Here is a 23003-nt window from a genome sequence, read left to right on the forward strand (position 1 = left end):
GGATGTCTCACTCAAGCCTGGCAGGTAGGGGGGCGGTGCCGTTGCGGCCGATCGCGTCGGCGATGAAATCGGCGGCCAGATTCGATTCCTCGCAGGTCGACACCAACCAGCCCGGGTTGTAGCGGGAGTAGATATCGATCAGCACGTACAAGTGGTAGAAGGTTCCTTTAGCCGGTCCGCGGAGTTTCGTGATGTCCCACGACCACACCTGTGACGGCGCATCGGCCATGAGCTCCGGTTTCACTTTCGGTGGATGTGTTGCCTGCCTGCGCCGTTCACGGGTCTGGCCGGCGTTGCGGGCGATCCGGTACATGCTGGACATCGAGCACAGGTACCGGCCTTCGTCCAGTTCCCGGGCCCAGATCTGCCCGATCGCTAGATCCGCGTACGGCTTCGTGTTGATCAGGGTGAGCACCGCTGCCCGCTCCTGGGCGGTCAGTACCTGACCGTTGTCGGGCACCCGGCGGGCCTGTTTCGGCCCGAGGATCGGGTCGGCCCGCTGCCGGTAGTGGCTGGCCCGCGGTCGACCGATCAAAGCGCACGCCGCCTTCGTGGTGACCTGCGCGGCGTGGAGCTCGGTGAACGTCGCGCTCATCGCGTCGTCGGTGGCGGCGGCGTGTCCGTGCTCTCGGAGATGGTTTCCAAGAGCCCTTGCAGTTTTCCCATTATTTCCACCACCGCCTGAGACTTCGCCAATTCTCTGGTCAATCGAACATTCTCGGAGCGCAGCCGATCCGCTTCCGACGATTTCTGCGGCGACCGGTGGGAACTGCGTTTCGGGATCAAGCCGGCCGCGCCGGCGTCACGCTCGGCGCGCCACTCCCGGACCTGCGATTGGTACAAACCCTCACGCCTGAGCACCGCGGCTTTCTCACCGTGCGGGGCCGACTCGTACTCGGCGACCACTCGGGCCCGGAACTCTGCTGTGAACGACCGTCGGAGCGGTTTCGCCGCCGGGTTCGACACCTCCTCCACCGCCCCGTCAAGGCCGGTGGGGTCCTGCACACTGTTGGTCACTTGTTTGTCTCCTGTCACGCCCTACAGCGTTGCACCCCGGGGGACTTCCGGATGTCTCACTCAAGCCTGGCAGGTAGGGCTCCGGCATTGCCTTGTCGATCACTGCGGTGACCCGTCTTCCACGAAATTGCAGGCAGGGCAGCAGGTCTGCGGGCGGTCAAGTCCTCGCCTCTGCGCGTCTGCCGACTCGCCCACACCCTGCCGGCCAGGATCATGCCGGGCACGGCATCGCCACTGACTCGGACCCGCAGGGGAAACGCTCGCGTTTCGCGAGATGCAGCGCGAACGCGGCTTTCGCTCGAGCCAGGCACGATCGCGGCTCGAGCCGGATGCGGACCGGGTGGCTCAGCCCTGGTGCCGACCGGTTCCGGTCTTGGTGCCCGCGAGCAGACCGGGTAGGTCGTAGCCGGCGCGCTCGAACCGGTCTGGGTGCGGGGGATAGCCCTGGGCCCGAACAAGTTTCCCGTCGACGCTGGTGAATATGTCCGCGGTCTCGACGACACCTGATTCGACCCGCCCGGGCAGTGCGACGATCTCGCGGATGCGTCGGGATCCGTCGTGCTCCATCCCGATCTGCACCACCAGGTCGATCGATGCTGCGACGGTCGGCACGACGAACGCGGCGGTCACGTTCTCGCCCGCGAGCAACGGCAACGTGCAGAGCTTGACGACGGCCTCGCGGGCTGAGTTGGCGTGTACCGAACACATTCCCGGTAACCCGGAGTTCAGAGCCACCAACAAGTCCAACGCTTCTTCCTGACGCACCTCGCCGACGATGATCCGGCTCGGCCGCATCCGCAACGCTTCCTTCACCAGCCTCCGCAGCCGGATCTCGCCGTGCCCCTCCAGGTTGGGTTGCCGGGTCTGCATCGCGACCACGTCCGGCAGGTGCGGGCGGAGCTCGAAGACCTCCTCGCAGGTCACCACCCGCTCGCGTGCCGGAATCGAGTTGATCAGCGTGTTGAGCAGGGTCGTCTTGCCGGCCTGGGTGCCGCCGGCCACGATGATGTTCAACCCGGCCGCGACGGCCGCTTCGAGGAAGTGCGCGGCGTGCGGGGTCAGCGAACCGCGGGAGACCAGATCCTCGAGGCCGTTGGCCGCCACCACGAACTTGCGGATGTTGAGCGAGAGGTGTTCGCGGGTGATGTCCGGGATGACGGCATGCAACCGACTGCCGTCCGGCATCAGTGCATCGACGAACGGCATCGACAGGTCCAGCCGGCGACCGGACGGCTTCAGCATCCGCTCCACCAGGTCGCGGATCTCTCCTGCGGTCAGCACCACGGTCGTCAGCTCGGAGACACCGTCCCGCGCGACGAACACCCGGCCCGGTTCGTTGACCCAGATCTCCTCGATCGTCGGATCGTCCAGGAACCGTTGCAGCGCACCGAAACCGGCCAGCAGGTCGAAGACGTACCGAGCGACACCCGTCCGGTCCAACAGCGGCGGGATTGAACTGGTCGCCACCCGTTCCTCGTAGTGGTTGATCACCTCGTCGACCAGCAGTCGCGCTGCCCGTCGGTCGGCGACCGGGTCCATCCCGCGTCGCCGGATCAGCTCCCGGACCTCGTCCAGGATGTGCTCCAGCGCAGTCTTCGCCCCCGCCATTCCGGTCCCCCCGTCATCCGTCTGCCGGAACGGTAGCCGACGGCGACGACCTCGGCGCGCTGATCGACGAAGGTGTGGACAGCCCGCATGAGCGACCGGGGTGTGGCTGACGAGCGGGTGTCGGAGAGCGGCCGTTCGTCGAGCATTCCTGCAGCACGTCCTGCGGGTTCCGGTGACGCGCGGCCGTTCCCACGTCAGTCGCGCAGGACGGGCGCGAGCCGTACAGCGCGGCGGTGGGAAGGAGTCGGGGATGACGGTGCCGTGGGGACCGTGAAAGCCGGTGGTGAGCGACCGTGGGGACTGCGAACGTCGGTGGTGAGCGACCGTGGGACTGCGAACGTCGGTGGTGAGCGACCGTGGGGACCGCGAACGTCGGTGGCAAGCGACCGTGGCGACCGCGAACGTCGGTGGCAAGCGACCGTGGGGACCGCGAACGTCGGGGGGGTGTCGTCCGGACCGGTCCCCACCGGCTGCGGGATATTGTGGGGCCGGCGGTCCGTCTGCAGTGCCGGTACCGGGGTGGGGATCGGATCCTTCAGGATGACGACAGCAGCGAACGGCAACAGCTCCGACGGGGTGACAGCCCCGGCGGGACGGTGAGGACAGGAATGGCATCGCAGGAGCCGGTGGCGGGCACACCTGCGCCCCCTGCCGGAATGCGCGGTGGCCTCGGCCCGCTGTTCCGCCTCGTCCGCGACCAACGGATCGCGTTCCTGCTGGTGGGCGGCACCAACACGGTGGTCGGCGCGCTGTGGTTCATCCTGTTCCAGCATCTAGTCGAGGCACGGTTCGGGTACATGGCCGTCCTGGCCTGCGCCCACGTGGCCTCGGTGCTGTGCGCCTTCGTGCTCTACCGGACCTTCGTCTTCCGGGTCCGCGGGCACCTCTGGCGGGACCTGGGTCGGTTCGAACTGATCAACCTCGGTGCGTTGGCCTTCAACGCGGCGATGCTGCCGCTACTGGTCGAGGTCGCAGGGCTCCCCGTGCTGGCCTCCCAACTGATCATCGCCGCCGTGACGGTCGTGTTCAGCTGGTTCGGTCACCGTGACTTCTCCTTCCGCCGGCCCGCTGTCGAACCCACCCCCGAGGAGGTCGCGTGACACCCCGTGTGTCCGTGGTGATCCCGTCGTACAACAACGCCGACTACGTGGAGGCAACCGTCCGGTCGGTGATCGAGCAGACGTACGACGACTTCGAACTGTTGATCTCCGACCACTCCTCCACCGACGGCACCTGGGATCTGCTGCAGCAGTTCACGTCCGACCCGCGGGTGCGACTGTCGCAGGTGCCGCAGGGAGGCGGCGCCCCGGCGAACTGGCGGGCGGTGACCGCGCTGGCGTCCGGCGAATTGCTGAAGCTGGTCTGCGCAGACGACCTGCTCGCGCCAACGGCGCTGCAGGAGCAGGTGGCGGCGATGGACGCCCATCCCAGCGCCGTGCTGGTCAGCTCGCTGCGCAACATCGTCGACGCCGACGACCGGATCGTGGTGCGGGGCAGAGGTCTGCAGGGCATGGACGGGTTGGTCCCCGGTGACGTCGCACGCAGGCGCACCGTGGTGGTCGGGTCCAACGTGTTCGGCGAACCCGCGTGCTCGCTGGTGCGGACGGAGGCGCTGCGGCTGGCCGGCAGCTGGGACGATCGCTCCCCGTACCTGCTCGATCAGGCGACGTTCTCGGCGGTGCTCCGCTTCGGGGACCTGGTGGCTCTGCGCAGGACGTTGGCCACCTTCCGGATCAGCCACGGCCAGTGGAGCGTTGCGCTGGCGAAGGAGCAGGCGGCCCACGCGCGAGGATTCCACCGATCCATCGGGGCCGAGCAACCGGGTCTGCTCTCCCGCCGCGACCGGTGGGTCGGCGACGTCAGAGCGACCGGGATGGCCGTCGCCCGCCGCGCGGTCTACCAGGCGCTGCGACTGCGGCGGCGTCCCGGCGTAGTGAGGATCGCCCCCGATGCCCACACCCAGGCTGCGCCGCCCACGGGGACTCGCCCCGATCCGCCCGATGGCGCTCGGAGCAACCGTTCGACAGAACCCACGGGTGGCTGAGTCCGCAGTCGCCCCCGCGCCGGAGCGATCTCCGGCCATCGGCACGACCCTCCGAGCGCGCGGCCGACGAGCCGCAACCGACGTCCGGTTGTACCTGTTGGCGGTGGTCGTGAGCGGCGCGGGTGTTGCTGTGATGATGCGACTGTGGCGGGTCGACTGGCGGGTGCCGTTCGTCTACCAGGGCGATGCGCTGGGTTCGGCGGCGCATTTCGTCACCACCCTGGAGACCGGCTGGTACGAGAGCCAGCCGCGGCTGGGTTTCCCCTACGGCCAGCACTACCACGACTTCCCCTTCTCGGACGATCTGCACCTGGTGTTCGCCAAGGTCCTCGGGTGGGTCACCGGCGGGCACTGGGTCGCCGCATTCAACGGCTACTACCTGCTGACGTTTCCGTTGGCTGCCGCCGGGGCGGTGTGGTTCCTGCGGCAGTGCAGGCTCACCGGACCCACCACCGTCGTCCTCGCGGTGCTGTACTCCGTCGCCCCGTATCACCTGCAGCGCAACGAGGCCCATCTGTTCCTGTCCGGCTACTACCTGATCCCGGTCGCCATGGTGCTGGTGCTGCGGGTGGTCCGCGGCCAGCCGCTGTGGGGGACACGCCCCCGCCCCCGTCCCGATACCGGCGCGGTCGCTCGTGTGCGGTCCGTGCTCACCGGGCGGGGCGCCGGCACCGTCGTCATCCTGGGACTGCTGGTCACCAGCGGCGTCTACTACGCCGTCTTCGTCCTGCTGCTGCTGGCCGTCGCCGCGTTGGTCGCCGTGGCCGGCCATCGCTCGTGGTCCAGGTTCCGCGGTGCCGTGATGGCCGGGATCGTCGGTGTCGGATGGTTCGGGATGGCGCTGTTGCCCGACCTCCTCCATGCCTGGAAGTACGGCTCCGACGGCGACGCCTTCTCTCGCGGCGGGGACGGCCCACAGTTCCTCGGGCTGCGCATCTTCGGCATGCTGATGCCCTCCCCGGACCACCCGATCCCGGAGCTGGCCGCGCTGCGAAAATGGTTCGTGGCGCGGTACCCGCCGGACGCGGAATGGCCGGCCCTCGGACTCGTCGGGACGATCGGATTCCTCCTCCTGCTGGGCGTCGGCCTCGGCCGGATGATGCGCACGTCGGCGGGGCCGGTCCGGCCGGGATCGAGGCTCGAGGCCTTCGGCGCGCTGGCGGGTCTGTCGCTGATCGCCACCCTGGTCGCGACCACCGGCGGCCTGGGCCTGGTGGTCTCGATGATCACCCCGGCGATGCGTGCCTGGAATCGGATGGTGATCGTGATCGCCCTGCTCGCGCTGGCGGGGTTCGGGCTGACGCTCGAGGCAGTCGCGGTGCGGCTCCGGCGGCGGTGGGCGGAGCCCGGACGTCGACACGCTCCCGGACGACCCCCGATGCCGGTGCAGCGGATCGTGTTGGTGCTGTCGGTGCTGACGCTGTTGGTGGGGGGCGCGGACCAGTCGCTGCCCTCGGCCGTCCAGCAACCCTCGACGGTCGCGTCGTTCGAGAGCGACGAGTCGTTCTTCGTCGAGGTCGAGGCGTCGCTGCCGGCCGGTGCCGCGGTGTTCCAGTTGCCGTTCCGGGCGTACCCGGAGGGCGAGCTGATCGACGGCACGACCGAGAGTGATCAACTGCGCGGGCTGTTGCACACCAGGTCGCTGCGGTTCTCCGCCGGCGGGATCAAGGGACGGCCGCAGACCGACTGGCCCGCCGAAGTGGTTGCTCTCCCGACCGCTGATTTTCTCACCGACATCGCGATCGTCGGCTACAGCGGCATCGTCATCGATCGGCTGGCCGTGCCCGATCGGGGCGCTTCGCTGCTCCGACGACTGGAGCCCACCCTCCGGCAACCGACGGTTACCAGCGTCGACGGCCGCTTCGCGTACCTGTCGCTCGACACGGTGCTGGCCGGCGTCGAGAGCTCGATGACACCGCAGCAGCGCGCGAGGCACACGGCCGAGATCACCCACGGGGCAACGTCGTGACCGCGGCCGACGGCGTCCAGCGCCCGCATCGCCCCGTGCTCGTCGACCGCCCCGCGCCCGTCGACCGCCCCGCGCCCGTCGACCGCCCCGCGCCCGTCGACCGCCCCGCCGTGCCCGCCCGCCCTGTCGGGTCCGGTGTACATCGCGGCCGGTTCGCTTCCGAAGCCCGGCTGTACGGGTACGCGGTGCTGCTGAGCTGTGCGAGCGCGTTCGTGATGCTGCGGCTGTGGCGCGCGGACTGGGGCGTGCCGTTCCAGTACGCGTCCGACGCGCAGGGCTCGGCTGCGCACTTCGTCACCACCATCGAGACCGGCTGGTACGAGTTCCAACCGCGGCTCGGTTTTCCGTACGGCCAGCACTACCACGACTTCCCGTTCTCGGACGATCTGCACCTGGTGATGGCGAAGGTCATGGGGTGGGTCACCGGCGGCAACTGGGCGGTGGCGTTCAACGGCTACTTCGTGCTGACCTTTCCGCTCGCGGCGGCCGGCGCCGTGTGGTTCCTGCGGCAGTGCCGACTCAGCGGGCCCACCGCAGTCGTGATGGCCGTCCTGTTCGCGGCCGCGCCGTATCACCTGCAGCGCAACGAGGGTCACCTGTTCCTGTCCGGCATCTACCTGCTGCCGGTGGCGATGGTGCTCGTGCTGCGGGTGGTGCGCGGTGAGCCGCTCTGGGGACGCCGGACGCGCACCACAGACGGCACGGTGGCGCGGGTCCGGTCCGTGCTGACCGGGCGCGGCGCCGGGACGGTCGTCATCCTTGGGCTCTTGGTCTCCAGCGGCGTGTACTACGCCGTCTTCGTACTGATCCTGCTGGCTGTGGCCGCCCCGGTCTCCCTCGCCGGCCACCGTTCGTGGTCGCGCTTCGGTGGCGCGGTGTCGGTCGGGGTGGTGGGTCTCATCTGGTTCGCGGCGGCCCAGTTACCGGACCTGCTGTACGCCAGGACGCACGGCTCCAACGGCGCTGCGCTGGCCCGCGGTACCGGCGACGCGCAGCGCTATGCACTGCACATCCTCGGCATGCTGCTGCCCGCACAGGACCATCCGATCCCGGTGCTGGGTCAACTACGGGTGTGGTTCACCGACCGGTACCCACCGTCCGGGGGTTACGCCTCGCTCGGGCTCATCGGCGCGATCGGTTTCCTCGTCCTGCTGGGTATCGGACTCGCGCGGATGATGCGCGCATCCCAGCGCCCGGTCAGGCCGGGATCGCGAGCAGACACCCTCGGCGCACTGGCCGGGCTCGCGCTGGTCGCCACCCTGATCGCCACCACCGGGGGCCTGGGACTCGCGATCTCGATCGTCACCCCGGCGATGCGGGCCTGGTACCGGATGATCATCGTCATCACGCTGCTGGCGCAGGCCGGATTCGGACTGGCGCTGGAATCGTGGGCGGCGAAGCTCCGCAGGAGGACGGCGGCCCGGCGGCGGGTGCGGGACAGTCCACCGCCGCGCGGCCGTTCCGTGCGCGGCGGTTCCTTCGGCAGCAGCTCGGTGCGCAGCTGCGTGCTCCTGCTGTCGACCCTCACCCTGCTGATCGGCGTCGCGGACCAGTCGCTGCGGTTGGCTGTCCAGACCCCCGGGACGGTGGCGTCCTTCCGGAGCGATGCGGCCTTCTTCGCCAGGGTCGAGGGTTCGCTGCCGGCCGGGGCTGCAGTGTTCCAGCTCCCGTACCGGCCGTATCCGGAGAGCAGTGCCATCAACGACACCACCGAGAGCGATCAGCTCCGGGGCCTGCTGCACACCCGGCAGCTGCGGTTCTCCGGGGCAGGCATCAAGGGGCGTCCGCAGACCGACTGGCTCGCCGAGGTGGTCGCCCTGCCGACCGGCGAGTTCCTCGGCGACATCGCGGTCGTCGGCTTCAGCGGGGTGATCGTCGACCGTAGGGCCACTCTTGACGACGGAGCCTCGCTGACGGCACCACTGGTGGGGCCGCTCGGGCAGCCGACCGTGGTCAGCGACGACGGCCGGTTCGTCTTCTTCCCGCTCGGCGCGGTCGGGTCCGAGGCGGCCGCCCGGATGACCCCCGAGCAGCGGCACGCCCGCTCGCTACGGATCACCCACGGCGCCGGATGAGCAGATCCCCGAGGGACGGGATCTCGTCCCTCGGTGCTCGCGGGATCATCCGGAGTCCGACGGCTCGCCGGGCGCTGCTGCATCATCCACGATCCGCGGCGACCGGCGCCCGGATAGGATCGCCGCATGACGGAGCCGCGCAAATCCCGGCCTCATGCGCTGTCCGTGGTGATCCCCGTGTACCAGGGCGCTGAAACCCTGCGCGGCGTGATCGGCGAGATCCTGCCGTTCACCGAAGGCTTCACCACCTCGGACGGGCACGAGGCCAGGATCGCCGAGGTGGTACTCGTGTACGACCGCGGTCCTGACGACTCCGCGCAGGTCATGCGCACGCTGGCACAGGAGTTCTCGTTCATCAAGAACGTGTGGCTGAGCAGGAACTTCGGCCAGCACCCCACCACGTTGGCCGGGATGGCCTCCACCGGCGGCGACTGGATCGTCACCATGGACGAGGACGGCCAGCACGACCCCGCCGCGATCCCGCGCATGCTGGACGTAGCGATGGCCGAGCAGGCGGATCTGGTCTACGCCCGGCCGCTGACGGCGCTGCCGCATTCCTTCACCCGCAACCTCTCGTCCCGGATCGCCAAGCGGATCATTGCGATGTCGGCAGGGTCCAAGACCGCCAGGGAGTTCAACAGCTTCCGGTTGGTGCTCGGCGAGGTCGGACGCAGCGTGGCCGCCTATGCCGGCGCCGGCGCCTACCTCGACGTGGCGATGACGTGGGTGGCCGGTCGCATCACCACCTGTCCGGTGGAACTCCGACCGGACAGTGCCCGACCGTCCGGTTACAACTACCGCTCGCTGTTCTCCCACTTCTGGCGTATGGCCGTCTCCAGCGGGACCAGGGCGCTGCGCATGGTCAGCCTCACGGGGGCCTTCTTCGCCGTCCTGGGCGTCGGACTGGCGGTGTATCTCTTCGTCGCGAAGGTCTTCTTCTCCGTCGACCTGCCCAGCGGCTGGCCGTCGCTGATGGTCGCGCTGCTGCTGTCCAGTGGGGCGATCCTGTTCTCCCTCGGGGTGATCGCGGAGTACATCGGCGTCAGCGTCAACATGGCGATGGGTCGTCCGCTGTACCTGATCGTCTCCGACCCGGCGCACGGCCCGTTGGGCCGACGACCGCGGCCGATCGGGCCGCCGCCCGTCATGCGGGACCCCGGTGACACGAACTCCGGCGTCACGACGTCCGACGTCCAGCCGGACCTGCACAGGATCGGCCGGTGACGGACCGCCCCCTCGACCGGGACGCCGGTACCTCCCCGATGATCACCTGGGTGGTCGGGGCCCATGGCCTGCTCGGTAGCTCCCTGGTCCGCTGCCTGACCGCGCACGGCGGCGACGTCTTCACCGTGCACACTCCGTGGTCCGACCCGGCGAGCGCCGGGCAGGTGCTCCGGCGGGCTGCCGGTGAGCTGATCGGTCGGGCGGCCGCCGGGGGACTGCGCTGGCGGTTCGTCTGGTGTGCCGGGGCCGGGGTCACCGGCACCAGCGCCGATGCGCTGCTGCAGGAGGTCGCGCAACTGCAGGTCATCCTGGACACGCTCGCCGACGAGATCGACGCCCGCGGTGTCGATGCTGCGACCGGAGCCGCGTTCGTGGCGTCCTCGGCCGGCGGGGTCTACGCCGGTTCGGAATCGCCGCCCTTCACCGAGACCCATCCGGTGGCCCCCCGGTCGGACTACGGACGCGCGAAGCTCGCGGCCGAGGAGTGTGCCAGGGGGTTCGCCGACCGCACCGGCGTCCCGACCGTCGTCGGCCGCATCACCAACCTGTACGGGCCGGGTCAGAACCTGGCCAAACCCCAGGGCCTGATCTCGCACCTCGCGCTTGCGCATCTGAACCGCACCGCCATCACCATGTGGGCGCCGCTGGACACCATCCGCGACTACCTGTTCGTCGAGGACTGCGCCGACATGGTCCGCGCCGCTCTGGACGGGGCGGCCGGTGCGGTGGGCATCGCCGGGAACCCGGTGGTGAAGATCTTCGGCTCCCAGCAGGCCACCACCATCGGAGCGTTGATCGGGGAGTTCCGCCGGGTCTTCAAGCGGTCACCGAGGGTGGTGCTGGGCTCCGCCGATGCGGCCAAGGGGCAGGCGAGCGATCTGCGGGTGCGCTCGATCGTGTGGATCGAATTGGATGCGCGGCCCATGACGTCCCTCCCGGCCGGCGTCGCCGCCACCGCCGAGGACCTGCTGCGGTCGGTACAGCATGCCGACTGACGGCAGACGGCTCAGCGCAGGAGCACCACGAACGGAACACCGGGGGAACAGGATGCGGCGCTGGTGGCGGACGACGGACCTGCGGTTGTACGTCGCGGTCAGCGCGCTCACCGCCGTCTGCGTCAGCGTGATGATGCGCCTCTGGCGGGCGAACTGGTCGGCGCCGTTCTACTACTCCTACGACGCCCAGGGGTCGATGGCGCACTTCGTCACGACCATCGAGACCGGGTGGTACGAGAACCAGCCGCGGCTCGGCTTCCCCTACGGCCAGCACTACCACGACTTCCCGTTCTCCGACGATCTGCACCTGGTGTCGGCGAAGATCCTGGGTTGGGTGACCGGCGGTGACTGGGTGTCGGCGTTCAACCTCTACTACCTGCTGACGTTCCTGCTGGTGTCGCTGACCGCACTGTGGTTCCTGCGGGTCTGCGGCCTCAGCGGCGTGATGGCCGTGATCATCGCGGTGCTGTACTCCGTGAGCCCGTACCACTGGGAGCGCAACGAGACCCACCTGTTCCTGTCCGGCTACTACATGATCCCGGCCGCGATGGTGCTGGTGCTGCGGGTGGTCCGTGGGCAGCCGCTGTGGGGTCGACGGATTCCGACCGGCGCCGGGGTACTCGCACGGGTGCGGTCCGCACTCACCGGCCGCGGCGCCGGAACGGTGCTCATCCTGGCGCTGCTGATCTACAGCGGCGTCTACTACGCGGTCTTCGTCGTCCTGCTGCTCGCCGTCGCAGCGCTCGTCGCACTCGCCGGCCACCGGTCGTGGTCCCGGTTCGGCGGCGCCGTCGTCGCCGGGATCGTCAGCGTGGTGTGGTTCGCGCTCGCCCTGCTGCCGGACATCCTGTACGCCAGGACGTACGGCTCGAATGCGGCAGCCTTTCCGCGTGGGGTCGACGACGCGCAGTACTACGCGCTGCGGATCCTGGCGATGATGCTGCCGGCGACCGACCACCCGATCCCGGAGTTCGCGGAGCTGCGCAACTGGTTCACCGGCCGCTACCCGCCCCAGGCCGAGTACCCGACGCTCGGGTTCATCGCGACCGTCGGGTTCGTCCTGCTGCTCGGCGTCGGACTCGGCCGGATGATGCGCGCCCGGGGGAGTTCGGTGCGCGTGGGTTCGCGCCGCGACACCCTTGGCCAGCTGGCGGGCCTGACGATCCTGGCGACGTTGATCGCCACTGCCGGTGGCTTCGGGTTGCTGGTGTCGATGGCCAGCGACGCCATGCGCGGCTGGAACCGGATGTCGATCGTCATCGCGCTGCTCGCCCTGGCCGCGTTCGGGCTCGCGATGGAGAACGTCGCGGTGCGCTGGCGGCGATCGCTGTCCGCGTTGCCGCGACCGAGCGTGCGGCAGATCGTGTTCGTCCTGGCGGGGGTGACGTTGGTCGTCGGCGTTGCCGACCAGTCCCTTGACCGTGCGGTGCCAGACCCGAGCATCGCCGCCTCGTTCGCCTCCGACGAGCAGTTCTATGCAGGAGTGGAGGCGTCCCTACCGGCCGGTGCTGCGGTGTACCAGCTGCCCTTCCGCGGCTATCCCGAGGGCTGGTACATCAACGGCACGACCGAGAGCGACCAGCTCCGCGCGATCATGCACACGAAGACCCTGCGGTTCTCCGGCGGCGGGATCAAAGGCCGACCGCAGACGGAATGGCCGGCGACGGTGGAGGAGCTCCCCACCGCCAACTTCCTGTCTGATCTGGCCACCGTCGGATTCTCCGGCATCATCGTCGACCGGCTCGCCTTCCAGGATTCCGGAGACGGCTGGATCGCCCGGCTGACCCCGAGCCTGGGGGCCCCGGAACGGATCAGCAACGACGGCCGCTGGGCCTGGTTCCCGATGTCCAACGAGCTGGCGAAGGTAGCACTGTCGACGTCACCGGAGCAGCGTCACGCGCGATCGCTCGAGATCACCCAGGGCGCGGGCTGAGATCGCTGGATCGCTGGTGCTCGCCGGGTGCTCGGCCGGCGGCATACCGGATTGGTCAGCCGCGCCCTTCGGTCGGATGCCGGATCGGCGGCGACGGCTGGCAGGATGAGCACTCATGTCCGACGATCAGCACGCCCCCGAGACCGACGTCACCACTTCCGGCGAGAACTACGCGGACCGGTTGAACCGCCTGCAGAACAAGCGGTGGAAGAAGGTCCTGGACGTCCAACGGCCCTACCGCTGGAACATCCGCCGGATGGGTCTGGGTCGGGTGCTGGACGTCGGCTGCGGGAACGGCCGCAACCTCGAGCACCTGCCGGCGGGGGCGGTGGGTGTCGACCACAACCCGCACCTGATCGCCGCGGCCCGCGAGCGCGGCTGCCGGGCGTACACGACCGAGGAGTTCTTCGCCGATCCGGAGCTGAGCGCACCCGCCTCCTTCGACGCGATCCTTGCCGCGCACCTCATCGAGCACCTGACGACGTCGCAGGCGCGGGAGGTGATGCAGCAGTACCTGCCGCTGGTGCGACCGGGCGGCCGCGTCGTCTTCATCACTCCGCAGGAGCGCGGCTACGCCTCCGATCCGACGCACCTGGTGTTCACCGACCAGCGGGCGCTCACCGAACTCGATCGAGATCTGGGGCTGAACCCGCTGCGGCAGTACTCCTTCCCGTTCCCCCGGTGGACCGGAAAGTTGTTCATCTACAACGAGTTCAACCACATCGCCCAGGTGCCGCCGGCCGCAGGGGGCTGAACAGTGCCCGGTCGGTATGCGACGGAGCTCGCAGTGGCGCTGGAACTCGCGGACCTCGCCGATGCCATCAGCCTCGACCGGTTCCTGGCCGTCGATCTGCGGGTGGAGAGCAAGCCCGATCTGACTCCGGTCAGCGACGCCGACCTGGCCGTCGAGCGGGCGGTGCGCGCGCGGTTGGCGCAGGCCTACCCCGCCGACAGCGTGCTGGGTGAGGAGTTCGGCGACTCCCGACCCGACGCGCGCCGGCGGTGGATCGTCGATCCGATCGACGGCACGAAGAACTTCGTCCGCGGCGTACCGATCTGGGCCACCCTCATCGCCCTCGTCGACGACGGTGAGTTCGTCGTCGGGGTGGTGAGCGCACCGGCGCTGGCCCGCCGGTGGTGGGCACAACGTGGCGGTGGCGCGTTCGGCTCCTTCCGGGAGCAGCCGCCGCGGCCGCTGCGGGTCTCGGCGATCGCTGCGGTCCCGGATGCCTCCCTGGCCTACTCGGACCTGCCGGAATGGCAGGCCGCGGGGCGCGGGGCGGGCTTCGGCGAGCTGCTCGAACGGTGCTGGCGCAGCCGCGGCTACGGCGATTTCTATTCCTATCTGCTCGTCGCCGAGGGCGCCGCCGACATCGCGGCCGAGCCCGAACTGAGCCTGTGGGATCTCGCCGCGCTGGTGCCGATCGTCACCGAGGCGGGCGGCTCGTTCACCGGTGTCGACGGTCGCGCGGCAGACCTCACGATCGCCAGCGCGGTGGCCACCAACGGCCTGCTGCACCCCGAAGTGCTGCGGACGCTCTGTCCCGACACCGACCGCTGATCACCCGGAGACAACGGAGGCGCCGGTACAGTCGGCTCTCGTGATCCACCTGTCGCACGTCTCCAAGAGCTACAAGACCTCGACCCGCCCCGCTCTCGACGACGTCACGGTCGACATCGACAAGGGTGAGTTCGCCTTCGTCATCGGCCCGTCCGGTTCCGGCAAGTCGACGCTGCTGCGTCTGCTGCTGCGCGAGGAGGGCATCGACCGGGGGGACATCACCGTGGCCGGCAGCGACCTCCGTTCGCTGCGGCGGGCGAAGGTCGCCTCCCATCGCCGCCGGCTGGGATGCGTGTTCCAGGACTTCCGGTTGCTCAGCAACAAGACCGTCGCCCAGAACGTCGGGTTCGCGCTCGAGGTGCTCGGCCGTCCCCGGGCGATGATCCGCCGCACCGTTCCCGAGGTGCTGGAGCTGGTCGGTCTGGAGGGCAAGGCGAACCGGATGCCGAACGAACTGTCCGGCGGCGAGCAGCAGCGGGTCGCGATCGCCAGAGCGTTCGTCAACCGGCCGCTGTTGCTGTTGGCCGACGAACCCACCGGCAACCTCGACCCCGACACCAGCGCCGACATCATGTTGCTGCTGGAGCGGATCAACCGCACCGGCACCACCGTGCTGATGGCCACCCACGACAACACCATCGTCGACTCGATGCGCCGCCGGGTGATCGAGCTGCAGTTGGGCAAGATCGTCCGCGACGAGGACCGGGGCGTCTACGGCGTCGGCCGCTGACCCCGACCGCAGACCGAGCACCCGCACCACCGCACCACCGACCAGAGCAGCATCCGCCCCACAGCACCACCGGTTCCCCGCGAGCCGGCTGTCCGAGAGGAACACATGCGAGCCGGATTCGTGCTCAGCGAGGCCATGACAGGCCTGCGGCGCAACATCACCATGACGATCGCGATGATCCTCACCACCGCGATCTCGTTGGGTCTGCTCGGCGGCGGCCTGTTGGTGGCGCGGATGACGGGCCACGCCCAGGAGCTCTACGGCGACAAGCTGCAGTTGAACATCTACCTGGACGACGCGCTGTCGGCCAAGGACATCAACTGTGCGGCCGGCTGCGCCACCCTGCGTACCCAGATCCAGGAGAACCCGCTCGTCGAATCGGTGGAGTTCCACAGCCAGGCGGACTCGTTCCAGGAGTACCAAGAACTGTTCGCCGGACAGCAGGAGATGCTGCAGATCGTCCGCAAGGACGCGCTGTCCGCCTACCTGCGGGTTCGGGTGAAGGACCCGGCCAACTTCGGCGCCGTGATCGACAGCTATTCCAAGGCCCCAGGGGTCAAGTCGGTCAGCGACCAACGCGACTTCCTCAACCGGGTCTTCACCTTCCTGGACACGATCCGGTCGTTCGCGCTCTGGATCGCCCTGGTGCAGGCGATCGCCGCGCTGTTGCTGATCAGCAACATGGTGCAGATCGCCGCCTTCACCAGACGCACCGAGACCGCGATCATGCGCTTGGTCGGTGCGAGCCGATGGAGAACCCAGCTGCCCTTCGTCATCGAGGCGGTGGTCGCAGCGCTGGTGGGCGCGGCCCTGGCTGTCGGCGGACTGTTCGCCTTCGACACGTTCTTCCTCAAGAAGTCGCTCGGCGCCGTCTTCGCCAGCGGTGTGCTCCCGCAGCTGACGGGTGAGGACTTCGCGTTCGTCATCCCGATCCTGGTGGGCTCCAGTGTCGTGCTGGCCGCGATCTCCGCCTACGTCACGCTGCGCGCCTACGTCCGCACCTGACGCTGGTCGAGCGACGAAGGAGTCGAGACCACCGTCAGGACTCGACGGTTCCGATTGTCGCGTCCCGCCGCCGCGCCGACACGATCACCGTCGCGATCCCGAGCAGCGCCAGCACGCCGTACCCGATCTGCAGGGCCGCGGCCGGCCGCCAGCCGCCGCCGTGCAGCGCCGAGTAGGAGCCGCCGGCGACCAGCGCCGACCACGCGGTCGCCGAGGTCTCGGCGAAGGCGATCATGCTGCCGGCCGTGCTGGTCGGGGCGCTCGTCGTGAACGGCTCGGAGCTCAGCAGGGGATAGGCCGCGCCCATCCCCGCTCCGGCGAATACCGCCCCCACGATCACCAGCACGACCCCGAACCCACCGCCGGCGGCCAGGCCACCGATCACCGCGCCGACCCCGGCGAGCACGAGTACCGGTCCCACCACGGCCGGGTCGGGGCGGGCATCGGGTCGTGGCCGCAGCCCGACCAGCGACCAGGCGAGCAACCCGCCGGTGACCGCGACGGAGGCCACCAGCACCGAGGATCCCAGTCCCTGCACGATGGTCAGCGACAGCAATTCGGTGGCGCCGAAATAGGTGGCGCACAGCAGCGCGAAGGCGATGACCGTCCGACGCGCGGCCGGCAGCCCGCGCACGAGGTAGCCCGCGATCGCGATACCTCCGCAGACGACGCCGACCACCAGCGCGATCGATCCGGCCACCCCGGCGACCGTCGATCCCCATGCGCCGACCGCCAACGAAGCAGCGACCGCGAGCCCGAAGCCCACTGCCACCCGATGTCCCGACCCGCGCTCCCACGGGACGGTAGAGATGGTCAACCCCATCAGCAGTCGGGCGACGACGACGAGTACGGCGGGCCATCCAACGGCCCAGCGCCAGCCGAGCGACTCCGCGATCAGGGCGTTGAGCGGGGGACCGACGACTGAGGGCAGCAACCAGATCAGCGCGAAGAGGCCGAAGACCCGTGGCCGCTCGCGCTCGTCGAAGAGGGCGCCGATCGCGCCCATCCCGAACCCACCGAAGAGTCCAGCGGCGGTGCCGCGGATGACGGTGCCCAGCAGCACCCACATCATCGACGGGGCGAGCGCGGCGGTCAGTGCGCCGGCCAGGTAGAGCACGGTCGCTGTGAGCAGTACTCGCTGCGGGCGGATCCGTCGCAGGATCCCCGGAGCGAACGACAGCATCAGCACCGCGGCGACGGCCCCTGCGGCGAGAGTTGCCCCGAACAGCGCGAAGCCGTCCAGCTCGGCGGCGATGACAGGGAGCACGGTGCTGTAGGCGATGCCCTGCATCGCGGCGGCGAACTCCGCCAGCAGCAGAGCGCCCAGGAATGCGCCGCGACGTCCCTGCAACACCGACCGCAATGTCGGTTTCCCGACGGGCACCCTCTCAGTCGGCACGGCGAAATCCATGCAGGTCCTGCTGGGCGGCGTTGATCCAGAGCGTCCAGCCGTCGGGGGTGGTGACGCGCAACGTCCGGTTGTAGGCCTCGTCGATGATCACGCCCTCGAACCCGGCGAGCTCGAGCCGCTCGGCGAGGGCGTCAAGGTCGCCGCGGTACTCGAACGACAGCTCGGTACGGGGACGCGCTGGGGCGGCGCTCGAGTCGGCGTCGGAATCGGCGTGCAGAGCCACCAGGCCGCCGCCGGCAGCGGTGAAGTCGCGCCAGTTCCCGGATTCGGAGGCGATCCGCTGCTGCAGCCCGAGGGTGCGGAGGAGATGCTCGGCGGCCTGCATGTCGCGCGGGTACCAGACAGGCATGACGACGAGCTCTCCGCTCGCCGCGACCTGTGCAGACTCGGCCGGCAGCGTTTCGGCGGGGCCGTCCAGGTGGCGGCGCATGACGTCCTCCACCAGCGCGGACAGCGACGAACCCTGGTCGATCGCCCGGTGTTTGATCGCCCGCACCAGCTCGGCCGGGAGGTAGATGTTGAACTGCGACTTCGGCTCAGGTGCTTGCATGCTAGCAATCTATCTCAACGCCCTCGCCGGGACCACCCTTTTCGGTGGTCGAGGGACGCAGGAGTAAAGATCCCGTCACGCCTCGCGCCGCAGCTCCTGGACCAGGCCCGTCCACCGCTCCCGGCGCTCGTCCGTGGACTGCTCCCACCACGGTGTCCCGCGCTCGCCGAGCGCCACCTTGGTCCGCTGCACCCGGGCTCGGGCAGCCTTCTCGGCTGCGGCGTCATCGGCCTTCAACGCGGTGCCCACCGCCCGACGGGCCCTCATCAACTCGTGGCGCAGCACCTCATCGACATCCGTGGGCAGCTCGGGGTCCGTCGCTCGCCACCGTCGGCCCTTGATGATCACGAAGTGACCGTCCGACGTGTGCTCCGGCTCATCGGTCATGTGGTCATCATGCTGGCCGGTGCCGACATCTCCCGGTGATCGAGCGACGCAGGAGTCGAGATCCCGTCACCCGATTCGGGCGGCAATCCCTTCGTCTCCTCGCTCGCTCGATCGGCGGTGCGGACGGACGGTAACCTTGACCGGTCATGGTCAAGAACACCGCAGTCACCGTCCCCACCGGGAAGAAGCCCGGCAAGAAACCCGTCATCCCCCCGACCGGCAAGTCGTTGATCGCCTCCAACAAGAAGGCGCGGCACGACTACGAGATCATGGACGTCTACGAGGCGGGCATCTCGCTCACCGGCACCGAGGTCAAGTCGCTGCGAGCCGGCCGCGCGTCCCTCATCGACGGGTACGCCACCATCTCCGAGGACGAGGTGTGGCTGCGCGGCGTGCACATCGCCGAGTACGCCGAAGGATCCTGGACGAACCACGTCCCGCGCCGCGCCCGCAAGCTGCTGCTGCACCGGCTGGAGATCACCAAGCTCGCCAACAAGCTGCGCGAAGCCAGCGGCGGTATCGCCTTGATCCCGCTGCAGCTGTACTTCCTCGACGGCAAGGTGAAGGTCCAGATCGCGCTGGCCCGCGGCAAGAAGGAGTACGACAAGCGGCACACCCTCGCCGCCCGGGACGCCGACCGGGAGCTGGAGCGCTATTCCGGCCGTCGCGCCAAGGGAATGGCCATTCGCTCGGAGTGATCCGGCGGACAACCATCGGAGGGATCGACTCCGTCTTCACGGTATGAGACGTGCGGCGATGTCCGGGTCGGTCGTGCTGGTGAGTGCGTTGCTGGTGTCCGGCTGCGCGTCGACCGCGCCGACACTGGCGGACGTTCCAGCGTCATCGACCAAGTCGGCACCCCCGGCCACCACCGTTCCTGAATCCGTGTCGGGTTCGAACGCGGTCACCACTCCAGCGACCGTGATGCCCTGCGACCTGGTTGCTGACGGGTCCGCCGGAGTGCCGACCGCGCGGTCCGAACCGATGGTGACAGTCCGGTTCTTCTCCACCTGGGGCCAGATCCTGTCGCCGGTCACCGTGCTCTACCGGGACGGGGCCGTCGCGGTCGCCGCCGAGTCCCGCCGCAGCGGACCTGAGAAGTTGTTGCCCTTCACCGGCGCGAAGTTCAGCCCGTGTGCTCTGCGGCGCCTCGAGCTACAGTTCGCGACCTTCGAGCGCGCCGAGGTGGGTGAGGCCGGGGTGTACGACGCAACCGAAGGGTTGATCGAGCGGTTCGACAGCAGCGGTGCGCGGACCTGGGCCCTGCACGTGAACGGATTCGGCATCGATGACGGCACCCAGGGTTTGCCCGCTGATCAGCAACGGGCCCGCACTGCCGTCACCGAATGGTTCGACGCACTCACCCACCTCCGTCACGGTGTGCCGTTGGGGCTGGATCGGATCGGTGTGACGGGGAACTACGGCCTGAACTCGGGGATTCCCGAGGACCTCGCCCCGCCCGTCTGGCCGCCGACCGCGAAGTTGACGAACAACTGCACGATCCTGACCGGGACCGCCGCCGAGGCGGCGAAGGCCGCCGTCCAGAAGTCGGCCGCGAAACCCGGCTGGCACGCCGGTCCCGGGATGTCCTACTCCGCCTGGTTCCGTTTCCCGACCAGGAAGTCGAAGCTCGACCTCATGGTGTTCCCGCCCGCGGTCGCCTGCCTGCCGCTGGACATTCCGTGAGGCAGATGCGAGTGGCGGCGCGGGTGGCGAACGGGAGCTGGACGCGATGCTTTCCTCGCCCGCAATGACCTGTGCTCCGGGTCGGTGAGCGCCCAGATCCTCGGTGGACCGCAACTCGGCTGACGCTGTCGGCATCCTTGGGTAGAGTGGGGACGTTGTGTGAAAGCAGTACCCCCTCGGGGGCGATTGGTCTCGACAGCGGCTGTCGAGTGAGGAGAAGCGGGCCGAGGAAGGCAACGATGATCTCGTTAACCATCCGTTGCAAAAAAATCAAGCGCCGACAACAGTCAGCGCGAGTTCGCCCTCGCCGCCTGAGCGAGTAGCGACTCCGTCAGCCCGGGAGTTCCTCCGTCCCGGATGCTGGCGCCGACAAGGAGGATCACTGCTCCAGCCGGTCACGGACTGAAGTAGGACATCAAACAGTGACTGGGCCCGTCACACCGACTTGTTCGCGCGATCGGTGGGGTCGAGTAGAGACGTAGCGGACTGCGCCCGGAGAAGGACTCACAACACACCGTTGGACGCGGGTTCGATTCCCGCCGCCTCCACGGACGAAAGAGCGGGGCCCCAGCGGTACCGGGGTCCCGCTCTTTCGTGTCTGCATGCATCGTGATCGAGACCCACGGCCGGGCTGACGCTGCGCATCACCGGTGGGCTCCCGCCGGCGTCAGGGGCGCAGCCTCGGCTCGGTCTCCTGCCGAGGCAGGTCCACAACGAGTCCCCTTCTTCCGACTTGCCGTCGCAGCGCACACGGCTCACCGGGAGCAGGCTTCCCGGGCTAGCCCGTCACCGTCGCGAGGTACACCCGGAAGGTGCCGGCCCAGGATGAGCACCCGTCGGGGACCGGGTCGAAGGACCCTCCAATCGCATCCACCGTCTGTCCGGTGCGGACGACCTCGGACCCTCGGTCCAGCACACGGACGACCCCAGATCGCTCGACGGCGCCCGAGTACCCCTGAGGCCAGATGGCTACCGGCCCGTCGACTCCGAGGTACAAGCACCCGTCCGAGCCCCTCGTCAGAATGCCGATCGACCGTGCCTCGGGCGTCATTGCGCCAGGTTGATGAACGAAGGTCGGTAGAACGAAGGTTGGCAAAGCGGAGGCGGATGGAGCAGAGGAGGGCGTGGTAGAGGTGTGTGCGGCAGAGGTGGGCGGCGCGGAGGTCGACGTGCCGGCAGCGGTGGTGCCGGTGCGCGCCGGGAGGGTGATGGGTGAGCCGAGGCAGTGGATCACCAGCACCTTGTCAGGACTCGTTCCCGCCGGAGGCCGGACGATCATCGTGTGCGGACTGATGTCCCGGGTGCACGTCCGCGGGTAGCTGTACGTCCCAGAGTCCGACGACTGTCCCGGCGTCGCGGAGACGAGCGGCTCATTCTGGGTGTCGATGATCGTCAGATCGATCTCCTGCGGGCCGATCAGCCGCACCTGCTGGATCTGTCGGGGACACGATCCGCTCCCGAACGTCGTCACGACGAGCCGATCCCTCGTCCGCAACCAGGCCGCGGACACGGTGGGTTGGGTGACGGGACCCCCGCTCCAATCGGTGATCATCGGTGTTGCGACCTCGTCGGGGTCGGCGAAGCCACCCTTCACGGATTCCACCGCTCCGGTCGCAGGCGCACCCTCCGAAATCTGAGCAGTGGTGGGGGTGGGTGTCATGTCCGAGCTGGTGGGCTCGGACTGCGGCTGATCGTGTAACGGCCTGATGAAGGGAACGAACGTGATGAACTCGCTGAGCGGTGCCAACTGCTCCGCGAGTGCCGGGGTGATGATCCGGGTGTAGCCGACCGAGGTGTCCGAGTCTCCCGCCAGCGGCAGCGACGAGTCGACGGAGTTCGTCGGCCCCGTGTACAGGTCCTCCTGGTGCGATCTGAGCACCGATTCGGCGGTGCTGGTGGCGGCCTCGAGCTGCTTCTTGGAATGCGTTGCGCGGTAGACACACACGGGCGCGCCGTAGATCGTCTCCAGTTCGGTTCGCGTCGCGACGAGGTCCGTACTCACGGTCCCGACCGTGATGACGTTGTAGTCCTTGTCCTCGGGTGAGGTGCCGCGGGAGAGGTACTCGTCGGTGTGCTGGTTCAGAAACGTGTTGAGCGCCCCGACATCGCCGTCCCGCAGCCGCCAGCCCCCGTCGGGCGTCGGGCAGGGCGTCGTCATGGACGAGTCCTCGGGACGCGGTCCGCCCGGTGCCGTGACGACCTGGTCCACGGTGATGCTGCCGTCGGCGTTGTAGGTCCCCGTCACCCGGACGGACCGATGCTGGTCGGCTGCGAACCCGAACGGACGGTAGGGCTTCACGGTCGCGATCTTGATCGCTCCCAACGCTTCGCAGCCGAAGCCCGGTCGGTCCCCGGAGTCGGACGGGTTCGGCGACTGTGAGGTGGCGGCGCCGGTGAACAGGCTGCACAGCTCGAAGGCGTCCTCCCCGGCGGTGACGATTCCGCCGAGACCCTCGGCGACCACCCGGTCCCCGGGCTGCACCACCGAAGCCGTGAGTGCGGTGGCCACGGGGGGAGACGGAGGTGTCACTGGCGGAACCGTTGCGCGGTGGGAGGTCCCTGCCACGACCAGCCCCGTCACGCCGGCCAGCAGCACGACCGCGGCCGCTGCGAGCCACACCGCGGACCCCTGACGATGTGCCTTGATCGAGCCCCGGCGACGCGAGCGATCCGTCCCGGACGTCACAGCGGCGATGATCCCGTCGACCGCTGCGGACTGCTCGTGATCGCGCATCGCTGCAGCGATCTCGACGCCCAGCTGGTGGTCTTCTCCGGTGGAGAACTTCTCGTCGGTCATGGTGGCTCCCG

At 69.1% G+C, this 23003-nt stretch carries 20 protein-coding genes and 1 other RNA gene; 14 read left to right on the top strand and 7 right to left on the bottom strand.

Features of this window, described 5'->3' with window-relative positions; all coding sequences use genetic code 11:
* Positions 1-7: 7 nt before the first annotated feature.
* The 3 genes from ABLG96_RS08230 to ABLG96_RS08240 all read right to left on the bottom strand — a co-directional run bounded on the left by ABLG96_RS08230 (position 8) and on the right by ABLG96_RS08240 (position 2625).
* The gene (locus ABLG96_RS08230) at positions 8-595 is read right to left on the bottom strand and encodes a DDE-type integrase/transposase/recombinase (protein ID WP_353650868.1); all 588 of its coding nucleotides are present in this window, start codon (positions 593-595) and stop codon (positions 8-10) included.
* Positions 592-1017 carry a transposase gene (locus ABLG96_RS08235; RefSeq protein ID WP_353650867.1) on the bottom strand — a complete coding sequence of 142 codons (426 nt, stop codon included), beginning with the start codon at positions 1015-1017 and terminating at the stop codon, positions 592-594. The genes ABLG96_RS08230 and ABLG96_RS08235 overlap by 4 nt, the downstream gene beginning before the upstream one ends.
* Positions 1018-1362: 345 nt before the next feature.
* Positions 1363-2625, bottom strand: a complete 1263-nt coding sequence (locus ABLG96_RS08240) for an ATPase, T2SS/T4P/T4SS family (RefSeq protein WP_353650869.1) — start codon at positions 2623-2625, stop codon at positions 1363-1365.
* Between the two features lie 608 nt (positions 2626-3233).
* Between ABLG96_RS08240 and ABLG96_RS08245 the strand changes: the two genes are divergently transcribed.
* From ABLG96_RS08245 to ftsX, 11 genes are all read left to right on the top strand, one after another.
* Complete coding sequence (locus tag ABLG96_RS08245; RefSeq protein WP_353650870.1) at positions 3234-3725, top strand: GtrA family protein; 492 nt, start codon at positions 3234-3236, stop codon at positions 3723-3725.
* Complete coding sequence (locus tag ABLG96_RS08250; RefSeq protein ID WP_353650871.1) at positions 3722-4669, top strand: glycosyltransferase family A protein; 948 nt, start codon at positions 3722-3724, stop codon at positions 4667-4669. Before ABLG96_RS08245 ends, ABLG96_RS08250 begins: the two co-directional genes overlap by 4 nt.
* Entirely contained in the window at positions 4662-6638 is a 1977-nt protein-coding gene (locus ABLG96_RS08255) for a hypothetical protein (RefSeq protein WP_353650872.1), read from the top strand. The genes ABLG96_RS08250 and ABLG96_RS08255 overlap by 8 nt, the downstream gene beginning before the upstream one ends.
* Positions 6635-8713: a hypothetical protein gene (locus ABLG96_RS08260; RefSeq protein WP_353650873.1), complete on the top strand. Its 2079-nt coding sequence runs from the start codon at positions 6635-6637 to the stop codon at positions 8711-8713. Before ABLG96_RS08255 ends, ABLG96_RS08260 begins: the two co-directional genes overlap by 4 nt.
* Positions 8714-8839: 126 nt before the next feature.
* Complete coding sequence (locus ABLG96_RS08265; RefSeq protein ID WP_353650874.1) at positions 8840-9937, top strand: glycosyltransferase; 1098 nt, start codon at positions 8840-8842, stop codon at positions 9935-9937.
* On the top strand, positions 9934-10932 hold the full coding sequence (locus tag ABLG96_RS08270; RefSeq protein ID WP_353650875.1) for an NAD(P)-dependent oxidoreductase: 999 nt from the start codon (positions 9934-9936) through the stop codon (positions 10930-10932). Before ABLG96_RS08265 ends, ABLG96_RS08270 begins: the two co-directional genes overlap by 4 nt.
* Positions 10933-10984: 52 nt before the next feature.
* Positions 10985-12865, top strand: coding sequence for a hypothetical protein (locus ABLG96_RS08275; RefSeq protein WP_353650876.1), 1881 nt, complete (start codon positions 10985-10987; stop codon positions 12863-12865).
* Between the two features lie 115 nt (positions 12866-12980).
* Positions 12981-13619, top strand: a complete 639-nt coding sequence (locus tag ABLG96_RS08280; protein ID WP_353650877.1) for a class I SAM-dependent methyltransferase — start codon at positions 12981-12983, stop codon at positions 13617-13619.
* A 3-nt stretch (positions 13620-13622) separates the two neighbouring features.
* Complete coding sequence (gene hisN, locus ABLG96_RS08285) at positions 13623-14426, top strand: histidinol-phosphatase (protein WP_353650878.1); 804 nt, start codon at positions 13623-13625, stop codon at positions 14424-14426.
* A gap of 40 nt (positions 14427-14466) precedes the next feature.
* A complete protein-coding gene (gene ftsE / locus ABLG96_RS08290; protein WP_353650879.1) occupies positions 14467-15156 on the top strand; it encodes a cell division ATP-binding protein FtsE in 690 nt (229 codons plus the stop codon).
* A gap of 105 nt (positions 15157-15261) precedes the next feature.
* Entirely contained in the window at positions 15262-16161 is a 900-nt protein-coding gene (ftsX, locus tag ABLG96_RS08295; RefSeq protein WP_353650880.1) for a permease-like cell division protein FtsX, read from the top strand.
* A 34-nt stretch (positions 16162-16195) separates the two neighbouring features.
* Here ftsX and ABLG96_RS08300 read toward each other — a convergent pair whose 3' ends face one another.
* The 3 genes from ABLG96_RS08300 to ABLG96_RS08310 all read right to left on the bottom strand — a co-directional run bounded on the left by ABLG96_RS08300 (position 16196) and on the right by ABLG96_RS08310 (position 18509).
* Positions 16196-17560 (bottom strand): MFS transporter, encoded by a 1365-nt coding sequence (locus tag ABLG96_RS08300; protein WP_353650881.1) that lies wholly within the window; start codon positions 17558-17560, stop codon positions 16196-16198.
* Positions 17550-18122: a CopG family transcriptional regulator gene (locus ABLG96_RS08305; RefSeq protein ID WP_353650882.1), complete on the bottom strand. Its 573-nt coding sequence runs from the start codon at positions 18120-18122 to the stop codon at positions 17550-17552. Before ABLG96_RS08305 ends, ABLG96_RS08300 begins: the two co-directional genes overlap by 11 nt.
* A gap of 75 nt (positions 18123-18197) precedes the next feature.
* Entirely contained in the window at positions 18198-18509 is a 312-nt protein-coding gene (locus ABLG96_RS08310; protein ID WP_353650883.1) for a hypothetical protein, read from the bottom strand.
* Positions 18510-18655: 146 nt separating this feature from the next.
* Here ABLG96_RS08310 and smpB point away from each other — a divergent pair, with 146 nt between their 5' ends.
* From smpB to ssrA, 3 genes are all read left to right on the top strand, one after another.
* Positions 18656-19207 (top strand): SsrA-binding protein SmpB, encoded by a 552-nt coding sequence (smpB, locus tag ABLG96_RS08315; RefSeq protein WP_353650884.1) that lies wholly within the window; start codon positions 18656-18658, stop codon positions 19205-19207.
* Between the two features lie 58 nt (positions 19208-19265).
* A complete protein-coding gene (locus ABLG96_RS08320; protein WP_353650885.1) occupies positions 19266-20195 on the top strand; it encodes a hypothetical protein in 930 nt (309 codons plus the stop codon).
* A gap of 178 nt (positions 20196-20373) precedes the next feature.
* Positions 20374-20746, top strand: a transfer-messenger RNA (tmRNA) gene (gene ssrA, locus ABLG96_RS08325).
* A 227-nt stretch (positions 20747-20973) separates the two neighbouring features.
* On the opposite strand, the gene ABLG96_RS08330 is transcribed toward ssrA, so the two are convergent.
* Positions 20974-22992, bottom strand: a complete 2019-nt coding sequence (locus ABLG96_RS08330) for a hypothetical protein (protein ID WP_353650886.1) — start codon at positions 22990-22992, stop codon at positions 20974-20976.
* Between the last annotated feature and the right edge of the window lie 11 nt (positions 22993-23003).

Source organism: Nakamurella sp. A5-74 (assembly GCF_040438885.1).
Lineage (GTDB): Bacteria > Actinomycetota > Actinomycetes > Mycobacteriales > Nakamurellaceae > Nakamurella.

Excerpts from the sequence above, each read along its gene's own strand:
- ABLG96_RS08230 (WP_353650868.1), bottom strand. The coding sequence starts at position 595 with ATGAGCGCGACGTTCACCGAGCTCCACGCCGCGCAGGTCACCACGAAG.
- ABLG96_RS08240 (WP_353650869.1), bottom strand. The coding sequence starts at position 2,625 with ATGGCGGGGGCGAAGACTGCGCTGGAGCACATCCTGGACGAGGTCCGG.
- ABLG96_RS08245 (WP_353650870.1), top strand. The coding sequence starts at position 3,234 with ATGGCATCGCAGGAGCCGGTGGCGGGCACACCTGCGCCCCCTGCCGGA.
- ABLG96_RS08265 (WP_353650874.1), top strand. The coding sequence starts at position 8,840 with ATGACGGAGCCGCGCAAATCCCGGCCTCATGCGCTGTCCGTGGTGATC.
- ABLG96_RS08275 (WP_353650876.1), top strand. The coding sequence starts at position 10,985 with ATGCGGCGCTGGTGGCGGACGACGGACCTGCGGTTGTACGTCGCGGTC.
- ABLG96_RS08280 (WP_353650877.1), top strand. The coding sequence starts at position 12,981 with ATGTCCGACGATCAGCACGCCCCCGAGACCGACGTCACCACTTCCGGC.
- ftsX (WP_353650880.1), top strand. The coding sequence starts at position 15,262 with ATGCGAGCCGGATTCGTGCTCAGCGAGGCCATGACAGGCCTGCGGCGC.
- ABLG96_RS08305 (WP_353650882.1), bottom strand. The coding sequence starts at position 18,122 with ATGCAAGCACCTGAGCCGAAGTCGCAGTTCAACATCTACCTCCCGGCC.
- ABLG96_RS08310 (WP_353650883.1), bottom strand. The coding sequence starts at position 18,509 with ATGACCGATGAGCCGGAGCACACGTCGGACGGTCACTTCGTGATCATC.
- smpB (WP_353650884.1), top strand. The coding sequence starts at position 18,656 with ATGGTCAAGAACACCGCAGTCACCGTCCCCACCGGGAAGAAGCCCGGC.
- ABLG96_RS08320 (WP_353650885.1), top strand. The coding sequence starts at position 19,266 with ATGTCCGGGTCGGTCGTGCTGGTGAGTGCGTTGCTGGTGTCCGGCTGC.
- ABLG96_RS08330 (WP_353650886.1), bottom strand. The coding sequence starts at position 22,992 with ATGACCGACGAGAAGTTCTCCACCGGAGAAGACCACCAGCTGGGCGTC.